Origin of the sequence: Leifsonia sp. PS1209, from assembly GCF_012317045.1 — a bacterium.
Classification (GTDB): Bacteria; Actinomycetota; Actinomycetes; order Actinomycetales; family Microbacteriaceae; genus Leifsonia.
Genome location: NZ_CP051154.1, coordinates 3,045,994 through 3,066,868, shown reverse-complemented (window position 1 = coordinate 3,066,868; position 20,875 = coordinate 3,045,994). Strand labels below are relative to the sequence as shown.

The 20,875-nt window shown below is 67.9% G+C and carries 16 protein-coding genes; 9 read left to right on the top strand and 7 right to left on the bottom strand.

Annotated elements, in window-relative coordinates; translation table 11 throughout:
* Positions 1–10: 10 nt before the first annotated feature.
* The 3 genes from HF024_RS14565 to HF024_RS14555 all read right to left on the bottom strand — a co-directional run bounded on the left by HF024_RS14565 (position 11) and on the right by HF024_RS14555 (position 3,546).
* The gene (locus tag HF024_RS14565; RefSeq protein WP_168690019.1) at positions 11–934 is read right to left on the bottom strand and encodes a glycosyltransferase family 2 protein; all 924 of its coding nucleotides are present in this window, start codon (positions 932–934) and stop codon (positions 11–13) included.
* Positions 927–2,165, bottom strand: coding sequence for a hypothetical protein (locus HF024_RS14560; protein WP_168690018.1), 1,239 nt, complete (start codon positions 2,163–2,165; stop codon positions 927–929). The genes HF024_RS14565 and HF024_RS14560 overlap by 8 nt, the downstream gene beginning before the upstream one ends.
* A gap of 112 nt (positions 2,166–2,277) precedes the next feature.
* A complete protein-coding gene (locus tag HF024_RS14555) occupies positions 2,278–3,546 on the bottom strand; it encodes a nucleotide sugar dehydrogenase (protein WP_168690017.1) in 1,269 nt (422 codons plus the stop codon).
* Positions 3,547–3,964: 418 nt separating this feature from the next.
* On the opposite strand from HF024_RS14555, the gene HF024_RS14550 reads away from it, so the two are divergent.
* Complete coding sequence (locus HF024_RS14550) at positions 3,965–5,614, top strand: DUF4012 domain-containing protein (RefSeq protein WP_168690016.1); 1,650 nt, start codon at positions 3,965–3,967, stop codon at positions 5,612–5,614.
* Between the two features lie 76 nt (positions 5,615–5,690).
* Here the strand turns inward: HF024_RS14550 and HF024_RS14545 are convergent, their stop codons facing one another.
* Positions 5,691–6,488, bottom strand: a complete 798-nt coding sequence (locus HF024_RS14545; protein WP_168690015.1) for a Bax inhibitor-1/YccA family protein — start codon at positions 6,486–6,488, stop codon at positions 5,691–5,693.
* A gap of 60 nt (positions 6,489–6,548) precedes the next feature.
* A complete protein-coding gene (locus HF024_RS14540) occupies positions 6,549–7,082 on the bottom strand; it encodes a hypothetical protein (RefSeq protein ID WP_168690014.1) in 534 nt (177 codons plus the stop codon).
* A 63-nt stretch (positions 7,083–7,145) separates the two neighbouring features.
* Here HF024_RS14540 and HF024_RS14535 point away from each other — a divergent pair, with 63 nt between their 5' ends.
* From HF024_RS14535 to HF024_RS14525, 3 genes are all read left to right on the top strand, one after another.
* Positions 7,146–8,210 carry a glycerophosphodiester phosphodiesterase family protein gene (locus tag HF024_RS14535; protein WP_168690013.1) on the top strand — a complete coding sequence of 355 codons (1,065 nt, stop codon included), beginning with the start codon at positions 7,146–7,148 and terminating at the stop codon, positions 8,208–8,210.
* A 66-nt stretch (positions 8,211–8,276) separates the two neighbouring features.
* Positions 8,277–10,772, top strand: coding sequence for a UvrD-helicase domain-containing protein (locus tag HF024_RS14530; RefSeq protein ID WP_085370213.1), 2,496 nt, complete (start codon positions 8,277–8,279; stop codon positions 10,770–10,772).
* Complete coding sequence (locus HF024_RS14525) at positions 10,769–11,806, top strand: FUSC family protein (RefSeq protein ID WP_168690012.1); 1,038 nt, start codon at positions 10,769–10,771, stop codon at positions 11,804–11,806. The genes HF024_RS14530 and HF024_RS14525 overlap by 4 nt, the downstream gene beginning before the upstream one ends.
* A gap of 17 nt (positions 11,807–11,823) precedes the next feature.
* On the opposite strand, the gene HF024_RS14520 is transcribed toward HF024_RS14525, so the two are convergent.
* A complete protein-coding gene (locus tag HF024_RS14520; protein ID WP_168690011.1) occupies positions 11,824–12,639 on the bottom strand; it encodes an oxygenase MpaB family protein in 816 nt (271 codons plus the stop codon).
* A gap of 69 nt (positions 12,640–12,708) precedes the next feature.
* Entirely contained in the window at positions 12,709–14,337 is a 1,629-nt protein-coding gene (locus HF024_RS19880; RefSeq protein ID WP_247597131.1) for a hypothetical protein, read from the bottom strand.
* A gap of 263 nt (positions 14,338–14,600) precedes the next feature.
* Here HF024_RS19880 and sucC point away from each other — a divergent pair, with 263 nt between their 5' ends.
* The 5 genes from sucC (at position 14,601) to HF024_RS14490 (ending at position 20,859) form a co-directional block, all read left to right on the top strand.
* Positions 14,601–15,764 carry an ADP-forming succinate--CoA ligase subunit beta gene (gene sucC / locus HF024_RS14510; RefSeq protein ID WP_085370210.1) on the top strand — a complete coding sequence of 388 codons (1,164 nt, stop codon included), beginning with the start codon at positions 14,601–14,603 and terminating at the stop codon, positions 15,762–15,764.
* 17 nt (positions 15,765–15,781) lie between these two features.
* Complete coding sequence (gene sucD / locus HF024_RS14505) at positions 15,782–16,669, top strand: succinate--CoA ligase subunit alpha (protein ID WP_085370209.1); 888 nt, start codon at positions 15,782–15,784, stop codon at positions 16,667–16,669.
* A gap of 128 nt (positions 16,670–16,797) precedes the next feature.
* Positions 16,798–18,207: a hypothetical protein gene (locus HF024_RS14500; protein ID WP_168690010.1), complete on the top strand. Its 1,410-nt coding sequence runs from the start codon at positions 16,798–16,800 to the stop codon at positions 18,205–18,207.
* Positions 18,208–18,262: 55 nt separating this feature from the next.
* The gene (locus HF024_RS14495; protein WP_168690009.1) at positions 18,263–19,540 is read left to right on the top strand and encodes a DUF6350 family protein; all 1,278 of its coding nucleotides are present in this window, start codon (positions 18,263–18,265) and stop codon (positions 19,538–19,540) included.
* Positions 19,537–20,859, top strand: a complete 1,323-nt coding sequence (locus tag HF024_RS14490; RefSeq protein ID WP_168690008.1) for a threonine/serine exporter family protein — start codon at positions 19,537–19,539, stop codon at positions 20,857–20,859. Before HF024_RS14495 ends, HF024_RS14490 begins: the two co-directional genes overlap by 4 nt.
* Positions 20,860–20,875 lie beyond the last annotated feature (16 nt).

The window sequence follows — 20,875 nt, the reverse complement described above, 5'->3', positions numbered from 1 at the left end:
GACTGATCGTTCAGCCGAGGAGGCGCACCGAGCCGGGGGAGCGCAGCTCTGCGCGCTGTTGCGCGAGCGAGGTTCTCCGTGTCCGCTGCCCCTCACCCTGCCTGGTCACCGACCGTGCGAGGAACTCCGTGACGCCGAGGCACACGAGCCGGAGTCGCGTGAAGCCGCTTGAGCCGTACGCCTTGCGGAAGTACCGGATGCGGCTGATGCGGCTCAGGCAGTACGACGTGGTGGACGCCGACGCCGAGCTGGCGCCCCCGACGTGGTCCCCCCAGGCCTGCGGGATCGCCGTGACCCGGCCGACGGCATGGGCGCGGGCGCAGAGATCGACGTCCTCGTAGTAGAGCTCGAAGCGCTCATCGAACCCGTTGAGTCTCTCGAACGTCTGAGCCGCGATGACGAGGAGCGCACCATCCACCTGGCCGACATCGATAGGCGCAGTCTCCTGTGCCGGCTGAACGGACGATCCGACATACGCGCGGCTGCCGACGATCGCCTTCGCGAACTCGTGGCGCCAGGACGCGAGGGCTCTGGTGTTGCTGGCGACGCCTGTCGTCGGAGACACCAGCAGGCCCGCCGTCACCGCCGAGCCGGAGGACGAGGCGGATCGGGCGAGATCCGACAGCGGTCGGGTGAGACGGACGTCTGGGTTGACGAAGGCGAAGTGGGTCACGGGGCCGGCGGTCGCCGCGCCGAGATTGCAGCCTCGAGCGAACCCGAGGTTTGCGCCGGGGTCCACGTAGGTGACCAGCCCGTCCGGCAGGTCGAGACCCTCGACGACCGCTCGGGCTGCGGGGCTTGAAGAATTGTCGACGACGACGATGGAGGTCACCTGCGGGTCCTGGGCGATCGACGTCACACAACCGGCCAGGAGATCGTCGGAGTTGTACGCAACCACGACGGCTCCGACCGTTACCGTTTCGTGCTCAGGCAAGCTGTTCGCTCCTCTGGTTCCGCGATCTCCGGACGACGATGGCTACGAGAACGCTTTGAAGCGCGTAGATGATGCTCGACGCGATGGCGGCGCCGACGATCCCCAGTAGTGCGGACAATGGGATGTACACGACGCTGAGAAGCGCAGACCCGATCCCGATCCAGAGCGGTGCGCGTCGATCGCCGGACGTGAGGACACTGGAGAGGGTGATGCGCGCGTAGCCCTGCACGACGACTCCGGGAAGGAGGATCAGGATGAGCGGAATGGCGTCCACATACTCGGGAAGCAGCCAGGGGATGAGAAGCCAGCTCAGGAGGGCGACGATCACCGCGCCGATGCCGCCGACGATCGCGTTCACTGCGACCAGACGGCGCCGCCGTGCGCGGGTCTCCTCGGGTGTCTGGACTTTGCCTCCGGTGTCGAAGGCCAGCAGGCTGAGAGCTTCCGAGAAGACCCAGATCATGCCGGCGATGGGGGCGGCGACGGAGTAGATGCCGAGCTGCTGTGCGCTGACGAAGAAGCCGAGCACGACGATGTCGCCCCGGAACAGCAGCTGCTGGCCGAGGACGGCGACGTGACTGGCGAGCGCAGTGGCGACGATGGAGCGCGTGGGAACGTGCACGGCGTCGCCCGACGCGGCGTCGGGCATCCTGCGAAAGGCGGCGTACAGCGTCGAGGCGATGAGGGCGACGAACCAGCACACGGCGACGGCATACGGGTCGTGGGTGATGACAGCGACCGGGAGGCCGGCCAGCGGGAAAACCGCCGACTGGATGAACCACGCATTACGGAAGGTCCGGGAAGCGCCGAGCCCCTGGCGGGTGCGGAGCACGACGAGATTGAAGAGCACGAGTGCTCCGCCGATCGAGGCGAAGATCACGGTGTTCCGGCCGTACAGCGTGCTGGCGTCCGCGGCGGGGGGAATGAAGAGACCGCCGATGACACCGACGACGAGCACACCGGCCGCGATCCCGGCTCCGACGAGCCAGCCCCGCCGGGTGGCGGTCCGATCGCCCCTGACGGTCGCGTGCACGATGCCGACGTGGAGGCTGAGGAAGCCGATCGCCCCGATCAGGCCTCCCGTGCTCAGGATGAGGGCGAGACGGCCCCTATCAGCGGTGCCGAGAATACCGGCAGTGGCGAAGGTGGTGATCGCAGCCAGCGCGAAGGGGACCACCTGCGACAGCACCAGGTCGATCGCTTTCGACATCGAGGGCGTGCGCAGCCTCATGACGCCCTCCGAAAACCGCGAAGTGCGGTGACGTTGAGAATGGCCATCTTCCACATCGACGTCTGCCCGCCGACCGGTGAGAGCCCGTCGACCGCTCGGCGGAGCGCCTCGATCACAGTCGCTCGGACGTGGCGCCGCTGAGGCGGTTCTTCGTGTCGAGCACCGGGACGGTCGCCGAGTTCAGCAGGTCGAGATCGAAGTCGTCGTGGTCGGTGATGAGGACGACGGCGTCGGCGCTGGAGATCGTCGCCTCCGTGTATGAGGCACGCTCGATGCCCGCCGGCCACCGGTAGTCCTCGACGCGGTCATCGACGCCGATGATCTCCGCGCCCAGGTCGGCGAGCACGTCGATCAGGCGGAGCGAGGGAGACTCGCGGATGTCTCCGGTGTTGCGCTTGTACGACAGGCCCACGAGCACGATGCGTGCGCCGTTGATGGCCTTGCCCTTGCGGTTGAGGAGGACCATGAGTCGCTGGGCGACGTAGTCGGGCATGTGGTCGTTGATGTCGTTGGCGAGTTCGACGAAACGGAAGCTCTGGCCCAGCTTGCGGCGGACCTGCCACGAAAGATAGCTCGGGTCGACGGGGAGGCAGTGGCCTCCGACGCCGGGCCCTGGCGTGAACTTCATGAACCCGAACGGCTTGGTGGATGCAGCGTCGATCGACTCCCAGACGTTGACGCCGAGCTGGTGGCCGAAGATCGCCAGCTCGTTCACGAGAGCGATGTTGACGTGGCGGAAGGTGTTCTCGAGCAGCTTCGTCAGCTCCGCCTCCTTCGTGCCGGACACCGGAACGGTGGTGGCGACGAGGCGGTCGTAGAACGCCTGAACGCGGGAGAGCGACACCTCGTCGATGCCGGAAACGACCTTCGGGGTCTCGCGGAATCCCCAGGTGGCGTTTCCCGGGTCGATGCGCTCTGGGCTGTATCCGACGGAGAAGTCGGTGCCGGCGGTCAGGCCGGAGCCACGCTCGAGAATGGGGACGAGCAGCTCCTCCGTGGTGCCGGGGTATGTCGTCGACTCGAGGATGACGGTCGCCCCGGGCTTCAGTCTCTCGGACAGCGAGGCCGCCGAGTCCTCGATGAAGCTGAGATCGGGAAGGCCCTCGCGCAGCGGCGTCGGAACGGTGATGACGGCGATGTCGAAGCCCTCGGCGGCTGCGTAGTCGGTCGTCGGCGTGTACCGTCCGGATTCGATGGCCGCCACCAGCTCTTCCGAGGAGATGTCGTCGACGTACGAGACGCCTTCGCGCAGGCTGTTCGTGCGGCGTTCGTCGACATCGAGACCGACGACGGTGTATCCGACTTCGACGGCGCGCATCGCGACCGGCAGACCGACGTAGCCCTGTCCGATGACGACGACGATTTCATTCTGGAGGCTCATGGGTTCCCCGGGTTCCGTTCGCGGACGCTACACGCGTGTCCCGCGCACGACCTTCTAATCCAGATACGGGACCGACCGCCCGTTCCGAAACTCTAAATTATCAGACGATTCCCTGGCTCACGCCCTGGTCGGCACCTGGTGCCTGAAAGAGCCGACAGATGTGACCCGTACGGGTGGCATTCGGGTGCCGTGCAGAAGCTTCTCAGCCGAATATTCAGGTCTGGTCTGCTTCAATGGTCCAATGCCCGAACCGCTCCCTCAACGACGTGCTGGCGTTGCCCACGCGCGGAAGCCGAGTCGTCGCCGTCGCTACTGGCTGATCGGCGCAGGCGCCTTCGTGATCGTGCTCATCGGGTGCGTCGCCTGGGTGGGTCTGCGAGCCCTCACTGCGAAGTCAGAACTCGAGTCTGCTCTTCCCATGGTGACGACCCTCAAGACGCAGATCGTCGCCCAGGATGTGAAGGGCGCCAAGGCCACGCTCGCGAAGCTGCGCCCCAAGGTGAACTCAGCCCGCGACCTGACGAGCGACCCTATTTGGCGAGCGGGTGAGGTCGTACCGTTCGTCGGCCCGAACCTCAGCGCGGTGCGCACGCTCGCCGGAGCCACCGACAGTGTCGTCGTGGATGCGATCGACCCCCTTGTCGGGCTGCTCGACACCGTCTCGCCCGACAGCATCAAGCCGGTGAACGGTGCCATCAACCTCAAGCCCGTCATCGCGGCCACGCCGAAAGTCGATGCTGCGGCTGCCGCGTTCGCCAAGGCGACCAAGCAGGTCGAGTCGATCGACACCTCGAGCACCATCGGACCGGTGACCAAAGCCACCAAGCAGATGGCGGAGATGCTGACGAAGGTCGACTCGCAGGTCGTTCAGGTCAAGAATGCGCTGCACGTCCTTCCCGGCGCGATGGGTGCCGACCGACCGCGCAACTACCTCATCGTCTTCGAGAACAGCGGCGAACTGCTCCCCAACGGCGGGACGACCGGGTCCATGGCACTCCTTCAGCTCGACAACGGCAAGATCAACCTCGTCAAACAGTCCTCGGCGTCCGGGCGAGACTTCCCCGCGTTCAGCGACTACGTCGTCCCGATCCCCGAGGACGTGAAGAAGCTCTACCCGTACGGCCTCGGGCGGCAGGTCCAGGACCTCACGATCACGCCTCGCTTCTCTCTCACCTATGAGGTGGCGAAGACGATGTGGAAGACGGCCAAGGGTGACGACATCGACGGCGTCATCGCCATGGACACGGTCACGTTGGGCAATCTTTTGAAGGCGACCGGCCCCATCAACGTCCTCCCGGGATTGCAGATCAACTCGGAGAACGCCGTCCGCATCCTGCTCATCGACATCTACACGATGTATCCGGATCCGGCGACCGTGGACAAGATCAACCAGACCATTTCGGTCGGGGCCTTCTCGAAGATCCTCGGAGGCGGAGCCAACCCCAAGGCGTTGCTCGCCACGCTCCTCAAATCCGGCGAAGAAGGACGCGTCAAGATGTGGACCGGCAACAAGGCGGAACAGGATCTGATCAAGCAGACGCCGTTCTACTCCGAGCCGCCGGTGAGCACAGCGGACACCGACAAGTTCGGCGTCTACTTCATGGACCAGACCCCATCGAAGATGGACTACTTCCTCAAGGCCAAGGTGGACGTGTCGCAGGCCGTCTGTTCTGATAAGCACCGCTACGTGTTCACGCGGGTCGCTCTGAACAGCACTGCGCCGGCGAACGCCGCTGAGATCCTCCCGCCGTACGTCATGGGCAACGGCGTGCTCGTCGCGCAGGGCTACGTGCAGATCGGCACCAGCGTGTACGCGCCCAAGGGATACAAGGTTCTCGGTACGGCCATCGACGCCAAGCCGTCTGCCGCCCCGATGATCGGCACGGATGGCGAGTACACCGTCGCGCAGGGAGTCCAGCAGATGGGCCCCGGCCAGACGATGACCCTCGACGTGCTGTTCGATGCCGGCGAGACGAAGACCAAGAAGCTGAACGCGACGGTGACTCCGATGGTCAACCCGATCGTCACCACCTACGGCACGCTGGACTGCGCGGCGATCGGCAAGTAGGGCCGACCGCAGGCCGACGTGAAAAGGGCGGGCAGGGAGCGTGTGCGCCCTGCCCGCCCTTTCGGCGCGTGGTGCGCTAGTTGCGCGAGATCGCGAAGATGCGGAGCAGCTCGAGGTAGAGCCAGATGACCGTGACCATGATGCCGAAGGCGCCGGCCCAGCCGAAGACGCGCGGTGCGCGGTTCTTCACGCCCTGCTGGATGGCGTCGAAGTCGAGCACGAGCGAGTATGCGCACATGATGACGACGAGGACGCCGATGATCAGTCCGAGCGGAATGCCGAAGATACGGAACTCGCCGCGGAGGCCCCAGGGGTCGTCCGAAACGTTCGTGAGCATCAGGATGACGTTGACCACGGAGAACAGCAGGTAGCCGACCATCGCGATGAGGAAGACCTTCGTCGCCTTCGCGGATGCGCGGATCTTGCCGCTGGCGAAGAGGGCGAGCGTGACACCCACCACGACGATCGTGCCGATGACCGCCTGGAGAACGACGCCGCCGGCCAGGTTTTCGTAGAACAGCGAGATCCCGCCGATGAAGATGCCCTGCGCGCCGGCATACGCCAGCGTGAGCGCCGGAGACGGCTTCTTGCGGTTCTTGAAGATGTTGACGAAAGCCAGAACGAGTCCGACGATTGCGGCGGGGATCCACAGGACGGGGACGATCCAGCCGATGACCGCTCCGACGAGGAGCACGCCGAAGCTGACCGCGGTCTTGACGATCGTGTCTTCGACCGTCATGCGGTCGGTTTCGACGGCGCCGGCCGCCGGTGCGTTGTACATCTCCTGGAGGTTCTCGGCGCTGAGTGTCGCAGCGGCCGCTGACCCGTTCTGGAAGGCCGGGCTCTGTGAGAATGCCGGGTTGGAGGTAGCCATGATTCCTCTGCTTGCGTGTGGGGTCCGGACGAGCCGGATCTGTGCACTAAACCTACCGATTTATTGTCTGAGAGTTCTGACAGATTGCCTTGAATCAAGGGTGATTGCGACCCATCGTGCCAGCCACGCGGCCGCGACGATGACCACCGTGCTCACCGCGATCGACACCCAGCCCTGGGAGTACTCGTGGATCGTCCTGGCCAGGACGATGCTGGATGCGATCGGCAGCACGAGCACGGCGTAGCTCAGCAGGGGGCGCAGCCGGATCAGCAGCCAGGCGGCGAGCGGCACGCAGAAGCACCAGGCGAAGCCAGCCCCGCCGAGCATGAGCCAGGTGAACCCGAGCACGGGGATGGCGACCGAGACCCTGCGTCCGATCGTTGAGGGGAGCACGGCCCAGCCGGCGGGCTGGAGCACGGAGCCGACGAGGAGGAACGGCAGGCTGTACGCGCTCGTCATGAGGATGAAGCCGGTGCCGACCACGAGCATCCCGAGGCCGATGACGAGTCGCTGGCGGTACGCGCCCCAGTGCAGATCCAGTCGGCTCGCTGGCTCGACCCAGCCGCTCGGAGGGGGCGGTTCCGCTTCGGACATCGCTTGATTCTGTCACCCGTATGCGCGCGAGAGAACCCCCAAGGCGCGGGCTAGTATCTCAACATGCGAGCTCGGACGGCCCCTCTGGTGATCGGTCACCGGGGCGCGCCCGGGTACCGTCCGGAGCACACGGCGGCCTCGTACGAGCTCGCGTTCGCGCTGGGTGCCGACGCGGTCGAGCCGGACATTGTGGCCACGAAGGACGGCGTCCTCGTGCTCCGGCACGAGAACGAGATCTCGGGCACGACGGACGTCGCGACGCGCGCAGAGTTCGCCGGGCGGAGGACGACCAAGGAGATCGACGGCACGCCGCTGACGGGGTGGTTCACGGAGGACTTCACCTGGGAGGAGCTCGCGACGCTGAGGGCGAAGGAGCGGCTGCCCGCGATCCGGCAGGCGAGCTCGACCTTCGACGGCAGATATCCCGTATTGAGGCTGCGGGATCTGCTCGAGATCGTCGACACGGCGTCGGACGATGCCGCACGCCGGCTCGGGGTGGTGGCGGAGATCAAGCACGCGACATACTTCGACTCCATCGGCCTGCCGCTCGCTGAGCTCTTCGCGGCGGAGGTTGCGGAGGCCGGGTGGATCGACAATCCGGGGCTGGTCGTCGAGAGCTTCGAGAAGACCGTGCTCGGTCAGGTGCGCAGGCAGGGCTTCCGCGGCACGCGCGTCTACCTGCTCGAGGACTCGGGCGTCCCCGCCGATCGCGCGGCAGCGCAGGGGTCTGCTGCCGCTGGGTATGCCGACGATCTGACGGCGCGCGGACTGTACGCGCTCGGAGCGGCGGCCGCCCCAGACCGCGTTGACGGCATCAGTGTCGAGGTGTCGCAGGTGCTCGCGTCCGGTTCCGTCGCCGTCTCCCTGTTCGAGGACGACCCGTCGGACATCGATGTCGGCGCGGTGACTTCGGACCTGGTCGACACCGCCCACTCGGCGGGCCTCGGCGTGTACTGCTGGACGCTCCGCCCGGAGAACACGCTGATGCCGGAGGAGTTCCGCAGGCAGGGGCGCGACGACCAGTGGGGCGACTGGCGAAGGCTGTTCTCGATCCTGCTGCACTCCGGAGTGGATGGGGTCTTCGCCGACCACCCGGATCTGGCCGTCGCCGTGCGCGACGAACACTGATATCACCGGGTCCCTGAACGTCTCGCGGCTGGGATGACAGGGGTGGAGGCTAAAATCGTTGGAGACATGACGAGCCTCCCCGACGCCTCTCCCTCCGCCACCCCGATCATCCTCGACGGCCGATCCGGTCACGGGCGCCCCGGCGACGGCGGAGACTCCGCGAACGACCGGCTTTTCGCCGGCTTGAACCCCCAGCAGCGCGAGGCGGCCGAGTACCGCGGAGCAGCCCTGCTGATCGTGGCCGGCGCCGGATCGGGCAAGACCAGCGTGCTGACGCGCCGCATCGCCGGCCTCATCGAGACCCGAGAGGCCTGGCCGAGCCAGATCCTCGCGATCACGTTCACGAACAAGGCCGCCGCCGAGATGCGCGAGCGCGTCGAGGTGCTGCTCGGCGGCAAGGCGCAGGGCATGTGGATCTCCACGTTTCACTCGGCCTGCGTCCGCATCCTGCGTCGTGAGGCGGAGACCATCGGCAAGACGCAGAGCTTCACGATCTACGACTCCGGGGACACCCGGGCGCTGCTCAAGCGGATCATCAAGGGACTCGACGCCGACACGCTCGGCTTCACGGTGGCGGGCGCGGCCGGCCGCATCTCCAAGCTCAAGAACGAGCTGACCGACATCGAGACCTACGCGCGTTCCGCGAACCTGAGCGACCCGCAGGAGGTGATGTTCCTCGAAATCTTCCGCCAGTACACGCGCGCCCTGCGCACGGCGAACGCGTTCGACTTCGACGACCTCATCGCGGAGACGGTGTTCCTGTTCCGCGCCTTCCCGAAAGTGGCGGCCCTGTACCAGCGGCGCTTCCGCCACATCCTGGTCGACGAGTACCAGGACACGAACCACGCGCAGTACTCCCTGATCCGCGAGCTGACGATGCCGATCGCGCCGGCCATCGCCGACGAGCTGGAGGCCCAAGGCCACCACGTCGAGTCGATGCGGGATGCGGTGGGCGTGATCCCCGGCGCCTCCCTCACCGTGGTCGGCGACTCCGACCAGTCGATCTACGCGTTCCGCGGCGCGGACATCCGGAACATCGTCGAGTTCGAGCGCGACTTCCCCGGCGCGAAGGTGGTGCTGCTCGAACAGAACTACCGGTCCACGCAGAACATCTTGAGCGCGGCCAACGCCGTCATCGCCAACAACTTCGACCGCAAGGACAAGAAGCTGTGGACCGCGGTCGGCGACGGTGAGAAGATCATCGGCTTCACCGGGTATTCCGGTCACGACGAGGCGCAGTTCGTCGCCGACGAGATCGAGAAACTGCACAGCGCCGGCATGGACTACAAAGACATCGCCGTGTTCTATCGGACCAACGCTCAGACGCGTGCGCTCGAAGAGATCTTCATCCGCTCCGCCCTGCCGTACCGGATCATGGGCGGCACCAAGTTCTACGAGCGCGCCGAGATCAAGGATTCGATGGCGTATCTGATCGCCGTCGCGAACCCGGACGACACCCTCGCGCTGCGCCGCATCCTGAACACCCCGAAGCGCGGGATCGGTCCGGCGACCGAGACCCAGCTGGCCAGCTACGCGGAGGACAACGGGATCAACTTCCGCCAGGCGATGCGCGACGCCGGCTCGCTCGGGCTCGGCCCGAAGGTGACGACCGCGATCCTGCAGCTCGCGACGTTGCTGGACGACGCGGCCGCCAAGATCGACCCGGAGAATCCAGCGGGGGTGTCGTCGGTCGCAGACGTGCTCACGTTCCTGCTCGACGGCAGCGGATACCTGGATGTGCTCCGCAACAGCAGGGACCCGCAGGACGAGGCCCGCGCAGAGAACGTGGACGAGCTCGTCGCGGTGACGCGCGAGTTCGCACGCAACAACCCGGATGGCGGCCTGGTCGACTTCCTCACCGAGGTCTCCCTGGTGGCTGCAGCGGACGAGATCGACGATTCGAGCGGAACCGTCTCGCTGATGACCCTGCACACCGCGAAGGGCCTCGAGTACGACGCCGTCTTCCTGACCGGCATCGAGGAGGATCTCCTTCCGCACCGGATGTCCGCGAACGAGCCGGGTGGGCCGGCCGAGGAGCGGCGCCTGTTCTACGTGGGCATCACGCGCGCCAAGAAGCGGCTCTTCCTGTCGCTGGCGATGACGCGCGCGCAGTTCGGCGAGACCGCCGTGGCCATGCCGAGTCGCTACCTGCAAGAAATCCCCGCCGATCTGATCGACTGGAAGCAGTCGCCCGGCACCGCGAACGGCCGAGGAGGCAGCCAGTCCCGTGCACTCAACGCGCGGCGTCCCGGTCTCGGCTCAGGGTCCGGATCCAGCGGGGGAGGCCGCTGGAACGAGAGCCTCACGTCCGGCGGGTTCTCCGCGGGAGGGCGGCCCTCCGATCGTCCGAAGACCGAGTGGCCGAACAGGGTCACCGGACAGGTGCGGGACAACGGCGACCTGGAGCTCGCATCCGGCGACCGCATCCGGCACACGGACTTCGGCGACGGCCGGGTGACGCAGGTGACCGGCGAAGGAGCCAAGCGGGTCGCGCACGTGCAGTTCGAGAAGGTGGGAGCGAAGAAGCTGCTCATCAAGATCGCCCCCATCGAAAAACTGTGAGGGCCCCGCAGCTCACAACGCTGAGCGTCGAGGTCGGGCTGCGGGCCGCGACGGCCGTGGCCGTTCCGTTGCTGATCCTCTTCGCCGTCGGCAGGCTCGACCTTGCAGCGTACGCGTCCTTCGGCGCGTTCACCGCGCTGTACGGGCGGAACGAGCCGTACCGCCTGCGCATCCGGAGCGTCTCGATCGCGGCGGTGGTGCTCGTCGCGACCATCTCGCTCGGAACAGTGGTCGCCGCCCTCGGAGAACCGCTGGCACTGCTCGTGCCGTTGCTCATCGTGGTGGTCACGCTCGGCACCATCCTGGCCGCGACGTTCCAGTTGCTCCCCGCACAACCGCTGTTCTTCGTCTTCGCCCTCCTCGTCTGCGCCGCCGTGCCGACACCGGCGCACGAGATCGGGCTCCGGATCGGCCTCGCCGCTCTGTCCGCCGCATTCTCCTGGCTGCTGACCATGTCCGGCTGGCTCATCCGGCGCATCACGGGCACCGCCTCGAACCCCGTGCTCCTGAAGGAACTGCGCCGTGCCCCGGCTGTCGACACGTCGGCGATCCGGGATGCGCGGGTCTGGCTCGCCGTGGCGCAGAACGTCGTCGGAGTGGTCGTCGCGGGCGGGATCGCGTTGGCATTCGGGCTGGGCCACGCGTACTGGGCCGTCGTCAGCCTCGTGGCCGTCATCCCGCCGGCACGGGCAGCGCACTCCATCTCGCGCTCCGTCCACCGCGTGGTCGGCACGATCATCGGGGTGGGCCTGACCGTCCTGCTGTTGTTCTGGTCGCCGTCTCCGCTGTTCGTGATCGGCGTGATCGTGGTGTGCCAGGTCTTCGCCGAAGTGCTCGTCGGCGCCCACTACGGCACCGCTCTGGTGTTCATCACCCCGATGGCGCTGTCCGTCTCGTACCTGTCGACGACGAAGGTCGCGCTGTCGACCCTTGCCGTGGACCGGGTGCTGGAGACCGTGCTGGGTGCTGCGGTCGGAATCCTGCTCGTGCTCGCGGCGCGGTGGATCGAACGCGTCCGCGGACTCGCGGCCTGAGCAGGGCCGCCAGCCGGTCAGGCGGCTGAGCGCTCGCCGATGGTCGCGCGCAACCGCTTCAGGTACGCATCCCGTGGTCGGTGCCGGAGCCGCGCAGGAAGGCGCGGGTAGACGAGGACAGCCCACCGCATCCACCGGTCGAACCGCCGCTGTAGCCGGTCGTTCCAGGCGAGGCCGAAGCGGCGCCGTAGGTCCGGTGGCAGGAGGCCGACCGTGACCAGGCGCGCCTGCGGGAACACGGCGCGCATCCACCGGGGAATAGTAGACGGGTAGAGGATCTGCCGAGCGACCCGCTTGGTGTCCGCGGTCGGTCGCAGGCCGGCCACGGTCTCCGCCCAGTACGCGTCGAACGCTGCGCGGGTCGCGGGCCACGCCTCCGGCGGCACCTGCAGAGCGGAGCCGAGCACCGTGAACTCGCGGTAGATCCGCTCGCCGTCGGCGTCCGGGATCCGGCCGAAGAAGCGTTCGTAGAGGTCGATCATCGTGGCGTACAGGGTGGAGGCGACCCACAACTGCAACCGCGGATCGAACGCGTTGTATGCGGGGGCGTCCGCGCTCGCCGCGGCGCGCACCGGCGCATGCGCCCTGTTGACCCACCGTCTGACCACGGCGAACTCCTCCGGCGAGGCGTACACCGACGCGTAGACGAACGTCATGGTGGCGTGGAGCCTGTCCATCATCCGGTTGGCGAAGTCGCTGTGCTCCACCACGCCCCGACCGACGGCCGGGTGCGCGATCTGCAGGAGCAGCGCCCTGCCGCCTCCGGCCAGGTAGATGGCCTCGGCCGCGATGTCTTTCGCGCTGAGACCGGCTGGCGCCTGACGGGTTCGCATCGCACCATCCTGCCGCGGCAGGCTGCGAAGGTCCGGGATGCGCGTCGGCGCTGGTCCGCCTGCAGGCCGTCATCGTGCGGCCAGGATGGCTCGACGCTCGCGGCTGCGGATGGTGAGCCCGGTGAGGCCCAGTCCGAGGGAGAGTGCAGCACCGCCGGCGGAGACGGCCTGGATCAGCCCGCTTGCGTCCGATCCGGTGTTCGCCAGCTCGGGCTCGCGCACGGTGGCCGGCGAGACGGCGGGGAGCGCGGGGGGCTCGGGCGTGGCCGGTTCCTCGGGGACTTCCGGCGATTCGGGGACCTCGGGAGCCTCCGGTACCTCGGGTACTTCGGGCACCTCGGGAACTTCCGGTACTTCGGGAACTTCCGGTACTTCGGGAACTTCCGGCACCTCGGGAACCTCCGGCTTCACGCCCTGGGTGATCTCCGACGCCACACCGAACGCGGAACGCCACGGGCGCAGGCGGCTGCCGCCTTCTGTCGCAGGGGTGTCGGCGGGCGTCATCGACTCGACCCACACGTAGTGGCCGACGGCGGGCAGCTCGCACTCGGGCGTCTCGTATTCGCCCGTGCCGCTGACGACGAGTTCGACCTCGCAGGCGACGGGAGCGTCGGACGGCGCATCCGGGGCCTCGACGATCGGGTCGGCGAACGGGCCGAGCAGCCGGCTCTTGATGGTGGCGCGCACCGGGGCAAGGCCGTCCGGTGACGACCAGACGCCCCAGGTGGGCAGCAGGCCGTCGTCGACGGCGACGCCGACGGTGAGGTGGTCCGAGATCATCGCGCCGGGCTCGGCGACGGCCTCGCTTGTGACGGTCGCGACCGTCGGCTGGAAGGGGAGGGGGGAGACGCCGGCGGCGTCGGCCCTCGCGTGGGCTTCCGCGTCGGCCGGAACGGCGACGAGGAGCGCCTGCGCGTCACCGCGGGGAATGGCGATCGTGAACCTGTCGCCGTATGGAAGCGCGACGAACCGGGCGTCGGCGGTGACGGACACGCTCGCCTCCGTGCCGGTGGGAAGGATGGGGATGTCGACGCCGTTCTGGATGTCGGCGGTCGTCGAGCCGTCCTCGAAGGTGGCCCCGGTCAGCGTGGCCGTTCCCCAGTGCTTACGGGGCGGGAGGACCTCGGCGCCGCCCGTCAGCCGGTCGACCGTGAGCTCGACCCGGAAGCGGCCGGCACCGTCGTCGGCCAGTTCGACCACGGCGTCGGCCTCCACCGACCGCGAGCCGAGCGTACCGGACTCGGCGACCATCGAGTGCGCCCAGCTGAGAACGGTCGCTGCGTCCGCTCCCGCCCTGGCCGCGTACGACGCCGCCGTGGCGTTGTCGAGTCCGGCGACCATCCACGTCGCGAGCTGGCCTGCCGCCGCCGTTCCCCGGTCGGAGGTGCCCGCCCAGGAGCGTGAGATGAAGGCGAGCTTCGCGGCCTGCTCCGGCGAGTACCAGTCGAGCGTCGAACCCGCCACGAGGTCGATCTCGTGGCCGGTCGGGCTCTTCTTGCCTGCCTGCAGGCAGAAGCCGCGTGATCCGTCGTCGAGCGAATACGTGCCGAGCCACCAGCCGTCCGCGGAGAGATAGCCGGGTCCGTGGCCGTTCGCGGAGAGGGCCTGCGCTCCGGTGGCGAGATGGATCGCCGAAAAGAAGAACAGCAGACCGGCCACCGCGAAGGAGGTGATGAGAGTTGTTATTCGGTGTGTCATGGCATCCACCGTCGTCGGTCGGGACGGGGCGGTGGGGCTCGGGGCCGAAGCTGTGGAGAAGTGGATGGAGGAGCCCGGCTGTGGAGGGAGCATCCACGATCGCTGTGGATTTCGCGGCTCGTTTCGCAGGCGTTCAGCAGGACGCGCTAGAGTTCTTTCTGGCGAAATTTATCTCGGCGTCGAGCTATTCTCCCGCCGAACTGCCTAGGAGAAATCGGCCGGCAAGCGCCACGAGCGTGCCGGAACCAGCGGATTGGATAACCGTGGATCTATACGAGTATCAGGCCAGAGACCTGTTTGAGCAGTACGGTGTCCCGGTCCTTCCGGGCATCGTCGCGGACACCCCTGAGGAGGTGCGCGCAGCGGCGGAGAAGCTCGGTGGAGTGGTCGTCGTCAAGGCGCAGGTGAAGGTCGGTGGTCGTGGTAAGGCCGGCGGCGTCAAGGTCGCCAAGAACCCGGATGAGGCGGAGGAAGCCGCGAAGGCCATCCTCGGGCTCGACATCAAGGGTCACATCGTCCGTCGCGTGATGGTCGCCGGTGGCGCCCGCATCGCGAAGGAGTTCTACTTCTCGGTCCTGCTCGACCGGGCCAACCGCTCGTACCTGTCGCTCACCAGCGTCGAGGGCGGCATGGAGATCGAGCAGCTCGCCGTCGAGAAGCCCGAGGCGCTGGCGCGCATCGAGGTCGACCCGATCACCGGTGTCGATGCGGCGAAGGCCGCCGAGATCGCGAAGGCCGCCGGATTCCCGGACGACCTCGCAGGCAAGGTCGCCGACGTCTTCGTGAAGCTGTACGAGGTCTACAAGGGCGAGGACGCGACGTTGGTCGAGGTCAACCCGCTCGTGCTCACCGAGGAGGGCGACATCATCGCCCTGGACGGCAAGGTCACGCTCGACGAGAACGCCGGCTTCCGTCACCCGAACCACGAGGCGCTCGAGGACAAGGCTGCAGCCGACCCGCTGGAGGCGAAGGCCAAGGCGAGCGACCTCAACTACGTGAAGCTCGACGGAGAGGTCGGCATCATCGGAAACGGCGCGGGGCTCGTCATGAGCACGCTCGACGTCGTCGCGTACGCGGGCGAGAAGCACAAGGGCGTCAAGCCGGCCAACTTCCTCGACATCGGCGGCGGAGCATCCGCAGCCGTCATGGCCGCCGGTCTGGACGTCATCCTGAACGACCCGCAGGTCAAGAGCGTGTTCGTGAACGTGTTCGGCGGCATCACCGCCTGTGACGCTGTCGCCAACGGCATCGTCAAGGCGCTCGAGATCCTCGGCGACGAGGCCAACAAGCCGCTCGTCGTCCGTCTCGACGGCAACAACGTCGACGAGGGTCGCCGCATCCTCACCGAAGCCGCGCACCCGCTGGTGACGCTGGCTCTCACCATGGACGAAGGCGCCGACAAGGCCGCCGAACTGGCTGCGAAGTAGTAAGGGCGCGATCAAGAATGTCTATTTTCCTCAACAAGGATTCCAAGGTCATCGTTCAGGGCATCACCGGAGGTGAGGGCACGAAGCACACCGCCCTCATGCTGAAGGCCGGCACCCAGGTGGTCGGCGGCGTGAACGCCCGCAAGGCCGGAACGACCGTCACGCACGGCGACGTCGAGCTCCCCGTCTTCGGAACGGTCGCGGAAGCGATCGAGAAGACCGGCGCGGACGTGTCCATCGCGTTCGTCCCGCCCGCGTTCACGAAGGACGCGGTCATCGAGGCCATCGACGCCGAGATCCCGCTGCTCGTCATCATCACCGAGGGCGTGCCCGTGCAGGACTCCGCCGAATTCTGGGCGTACGCGCAGGAGAAGGGCAACAAGACCCGCATCATCGGGCCGAACTGCCCCGGCATCATCACCCCCGGTGAGTCGCTCGTCGGCATCACCCCGGCGAACATCACCGGCAAGGGCCCGATCGGCCTCGTCTCGAAGTCGGGAACGCTCACCTACCAGATGATGTACGAGCTCCGTGACCTCGGGTTCTCGACCGCCATCGGCATCGGCGGCGACCCGATCATCGGCACGACCCACATCGACGCTCTCGCGGCGTTCGAGGCGGACCCGGAGACCAAGGCCATCGTCATGATCGGCGAGATCGGTGGCGACGCGGAAGAGCGCGCCGCCGACTTCATCAAAGCGAACGTCACCAAGCCGGTCGTCGGCTACGTGGCGGGCTTCACTGCTCCCGAGGGCAAGACGATGGGCCACGCCGGCGCCATCGTCTCCGGCTCGGCGGGCACCGCCCAGGCGAAGAAGGAGGCCCTCGAGGCCGCCGGTGTCAAGGTCGGCAAGACGCCGTCCGAGACCGCAGCCCTGCTCCGCGAGGTCTACGCGGCGCTGTAGAACCACCGGAGGGAGCGCATCCCTCCACAGGCAAGGACCCCGTGGAGTTCTCCACGGGGTCCTTGTTTTTCCGTCGCGCGGAAGGCCCTGAGCGCTACAGTGAGCAGCAGCGGGAAAGGGGGAGCGACGTGGCACGCATCACCAACAGCGAGTTGCTCCAGCGCATCGCTCAGCTCGAAGCCGAGAACGCCGGACTGCGCGAGACCATCGAGACCATCGAAAACGATCCGACACAGCCGATTCCCCCGCACGAGGCCGCCGTTCCCAGCACCGCTGTGCCACGAAAGCACACCAGGAGCTGGGCCTGGACTCTGCTCGCCGCCGTGCTCATCCTGATCGGCGCCCTGCTCGCCCCGGTCGCAGTCGTCTCGTCCTGGGCAAAGGTGCAGCTGACAGACACGGATGCGTTCGTCGCGGCATACGCGCCGCTGGCCAAGGACCCCGGTGTGCAGTCGTTCGTCACCAGCCAGACGATGGACGTCATCCAAGAGAACGTGGATGTGCCGGCGATCACGTCCGACGTGGTCGACGGCATCACCTCGCTCGGCACCGGTCCGGCGGCCACCCGCGCTCTCGAGGCGCTGAAGGGGCCAGCCGCCCAGGGCATCCTGTCGCTGATGCGGTCGACAGTGGATGGTTTCGTGCGGTCGGACGCGTTCGCCCAGGTCTGGCAGGAAGCACTCCGGGCGAGCCACACCCAGCTGGTCGCGACGATGCAGAACGACCCGAAGGCGGCCATCGCCGTCGGCTCTGACGGCTCGGTCGGGGTTCAGCTCGGGCCGATCATCGACAGAGTCAAGGCGATCCTGGTGAAGCAGGGGCTCACCTTCGCGTCGCAGATCCCTTCGGTGGATCGCACCATCACGATCGCGCAGAACTCGTCGCTTCCGACCATCCAGCTGTTCTACGGGGTCGCGGTCGCGGCAGGGGCGTGGCTCCCGTGGGTCGCGCTGCTCCTGCTCGCGGCGGGCGTGGTCGTGGCCAGACGCCGCGCACTCGCCCTGGTCTGGGCTGCCGTGGCGCTGGCGTTGTCGATGGTCATCATCGTGGCCGGGATCGGCATCGGCCGGCTGGTGTTCGTCGGTTCCGTGTCGCCATCGCTGATCCCGTCCGGTGTCGCGCGGACCGTGTTCGACACGCTCACCACGGCGATGAGGGACACCGGGATCGCCGTGCTCGTGCTCGCCATCGTGGTTGCTGTCGTCGGCTGGTACTCGGGACCGTTCGCGGTGCCGAGACGGCTGCGGGGATTCTTCGGGTCCGGGGTCGCCTGGGTGCGGACCTCCGCCGAACGACACGGGATCAGCACGGGGAGGACCGGGGAGTGGCTGTATGCGCAGCGGACCCTGCTGCGCGCGCTCATCGCCGCAATCGCCGCGGCCATCGTCCTGTTCGTCCGCCCGCTGACGCCGTCGCTCATCATCTGGACGCTGGTCATCGCCGCGCTCGTGGTCGCCGTGCTCGAACTGGTGCAGCGGCCGGTCATCACGGTGCCGGAGACCGCGGACGACGAGACCCCGATCATGACCGTCTCCTGACCGCCGAAGTGTCGGCGGAGCGGCGCGACGCCCGACCGGTAGGCTCCATTCGGTCATGAATCGCACAACCGTCGCCCTGCTCGCCGCGCTGGAGGCGGTCATCGTCGTCGCGATCGGCCTCGCGATCTCCCTCGTGCCGCTCACCGTCCTCTGGGCAGCCCAGTATCACCTCGCGGCGGACTGGTTCACGTTCTGGCGGGCGTCCGCCGACATCTGGCTCGTCGGCCACGGCGTCAACCTCACCGTCACCCTCGACGCCCAGGCGGCGGCGACCCTCGGGCTGCCCGGTGCTGTCATCCCGTTCCAGGTCACGATCGCCGCCCTCGGTTTCGCCGTGCTCACCGCCGGGCTCGGCGTGCGCACCGGCCTGCGCGCAGCGGAGACGCCGTTCCGGCTGACGGGCGCCGTGAGCGCCGTCGTCGCCTTCGCCGTTCTCTCGGCGGCCGTGACCTTCTCCGCGGGGAGCGCCCCCGTGCATCCATCGGTCTGGCAGGGGATCGTGCTTCCCCCGTTCGTCTACGCCGTCGGGGTGGTCTGCGGGTTCGGCTTCGCCGCGCTGCGGGCCGAGCGCGATGGCAAAGACGTCGGGCTGAGCGACCGGGGCGAGCGGAGCGGCCAGGCGGAAGCGCCGCAGTCCCGGGGCGCCGTGCTCTCCGTCATCGCAGCCGCGACCAACCGCATCCCGCCGATGATCCGGGATGCGTCGGCCGTGGCCCTCCGCGCCGGCACCGGGGCTGCCGCGCTGGTGATCGCGGGCGCCGCCCTCGTGCTCACGATTCTCATCCTCGGCAACTACGGCGGCATCATCAGCCTGTACGAGCAACTGCAGGCGGGTGCTCTCGGCGGCGCGGCGCTCACCATCGCGCAGCTCGCCTTCATCCCGAACCTGGTCATCTGGCTCGCCTCCTGGATGGTCGGCCCCGGTTTCGCGATCGGCACCGGCTCGTCGGTCAGCCCGATCGGCACGGAGCTCGGGCCGCTGCCCGGGCTGCCGCTGTTCGGCGTCATCCCCGCCGGAGGGTTCTCGTTCGGGCTGATCGGCGTGCTCGTGCCGATCGTCGCCGGCTTCCTCGCCGCGGCGCTGCTCCGCTCGCGAGCGACCAGGATGCACGACCTGCATGGGACATCCGGACTCTTGGTGGCCGCGCTCGGCATCGGTATCGTTGCGGGCATCGAACTCGGCCTCCTGGCCTGGTGGTCGTCCGGCGCCATCGGTCCAGGACGGCTGCACGACGTCGGTCCGAATCCGTGGCTGGTGGGTTCGATCGCGGCGGCGGAGGTCGCCGTCGCGGCGATCATCGGGCTGGTGGCGGGAGGTCGGACGAGACGATGAGCCGCTGGAACGTGCCGTTCCGCTTCCCGAAGCTGGAGATCCACCGCCGGTCGGTCGAGGCGAGGCAGCTCGTCGAGAGCCCGTCGGCGCAGCTGCAGGAGTTCCTGGTCAAGCTGGGTAGCGCGCTGCTCTCGGTCGGTACGGCGGCGACGGACATCCAGCGCACGCTGAAACGCGTCTCCGTCGCGCTCGGGTCGCCGAACGCCGCCCTCATCGTGTTCCCGACGCTGATCTTCGTGGGGATGCCGGACGAGAAGGAGACCCGCTTCGACATCGCGGAGTCGCCGGGCGGCGAGGTGCGGTTCGACAGGGCGGCCAGGATCTACACCGTGGTCGACCACGCGCTCGCCGGAACGATCACCGCCGTCCAGGGCATCGAGGCCATCGAAGCGATCACGGCGGCCAAGCCGCGCTTCCCGACGGTCGTGCGGGTGCTCGGTCACGGCCTCGCGGCGGCGGGCGTCGGCCTCGTGCTCCTCGGCGCAGAGCCGATCAGCATGGTCTACGCGTTCGTGCTCGGTGTGCTGGTCGGTGTGGCCAAGCTGCTGGTGCGGCCCGGCACGTACGCCGCCATCCTGCTCCCCGTCTTCACGGCGTTCGCGCTCGCGCTGATCGTCTTCGCCGCCGCACGCACCGATCTGGTCCCCGAGCCGCTGCAGGTGCTCGTGCCGCCGCTGGTCACCCTGCTGCCCGGCGCGGTGCTGACCACGGGCATCCAGGAGCTCGCGGCGGGGGACATGGTCGCGGGGGCGAGCAGGCTCGTCTCCGGGATCGCGCAACTGCTCTTCCTGTCGTTCGGGATACTGGCGGCGCTGACGATCACGGGCGTCCCAGCATCCACTGCCCTGCTCACCACGCACCCGCCGCTCGGCGCGTTCCAGCCGTGGGTGGGCGTCCTGTTGTTCTCGCTCGGGATCTTCCTCTATTACTGCGGGCCGCGGCGCTCGCTCTATTTCCTCACCCTGGTGCTGCTCGTGGCATACGGAGCCCAGCTGCTCGGAGCGGTGATCATGGGGAGCGAGTTCAGCGGGTTCTTCGGGGCGCTCGCGCTCACCGTGGTGGCGTATCTGGTGCAGTCGATCAGGGGCGCGCCTCCGGCGGTGGTGTGCTTCCTGCCCGCGTTCTGGCTGCTGGTGCCGGGTGCGACCGGGCTGATCGGGCTCACGCAGAGCGCATCCGGAGTGAACTTCGATTCGAGCAGTTTCCCGACCATCGTCGGCTCGATCGTCGCCATCGCGCTCGGCGTGCTGGTCGGGACGGCGTTGTACCGACAGATCTACAGCGTCGCCCCGGCCGCGTGGGGCCTGCGGCTGGTGTGACCGGCCCGCAGCGGCG

Excerpts from the sequence above, each read along its gene's own strand:
- HF024_RS14555 (WP_168690017.1), bottom strand. The coding sequence starts at position 3,546 with ATGAGCCTCCAGAATGAAATCGTCGTCGTCATCGGACAGGGCTACGTC.
- HF024_RS14560 (WP_168690018.1), bottom strand. The coding sequence starts at position 2,165 with ATGAGGCTGCGCACGCCCTCGATGTCGAAAGCGATCGACCTGGTGCTG.
- HF024_RS14495 (WP_168690009.1), top strand. The coding sequence starts at position 18,263 with ATGAATCGCACAACCGTCGCCCTGCTCGCCGCGCTGGAGGCGGTCATC.
- HF024_RS14540 (WP_168690014.1), bottom strand. The coding sequence starts at position 7,082 with ATGTCCGAAGCGGAACCGCCCCCTCCGAGCGGCTGGGTCGAGCCAGCG.
- sucD (WP_085370209.1), top strand. The coding sequence starts at position 15,782 with ATGTCTATTTTCCTCAACAAGGATTCCAAGGTCATCGTTCAGGGCATC.
- HF024_RS14550 (WP_168690016.1), top strand. The coding sequence starts at position 3,965 with ATGGTGACGACCCTCAAGACGCAGATCGTCGCCCAGGATGTGAAGGGC.
- HF024_RS14545 (WP_168690015.1), bottom strand. The coding sequence starts at position 6,488 with ATGGCTACCTCCAACCCGGCATTCTCACAGAGCCCGGCCTTCCAGAAC.
- HF024_RS14530 (WP_085370213.1), top strand. The coding sequence starts at position 8,277 with ATGACGAGCCTCCCCGACGCCTCTCCCTCCGCCACCCCGATCATCCTC.
- HF024_RS14490 (WP_168690008.1), top strand. The coding sequence starts at position 19,537 with ATGAGCCGCTGGAACGTGCCGTTCCGCTTCCCGAAGCTGGAGATCCAC.
- HF024_RS19880 (WP_247597131.1), bottom strand. The coding sequence starts at position 14,337 with ATGACACACCGAATAACAACTCTCATCACCTCCTTCGCGGTGGCCGGT.
- HF024_RS14535 (WP_168690013.1), top strand. The coding sequence starts at position 7,146 with ATGCGAGCTCGGACGGCCCCTCTGGTGATCGGTCACCGGGGCGCGCCC.
- HF024_RS14520 (WP_168690011.1), bottom strand. The coding sequence starts at position 12,639 with ATGCGAACCCGTCAGGCGCCAGCCGGTCTCAGCGCGAAAGACATCGCG.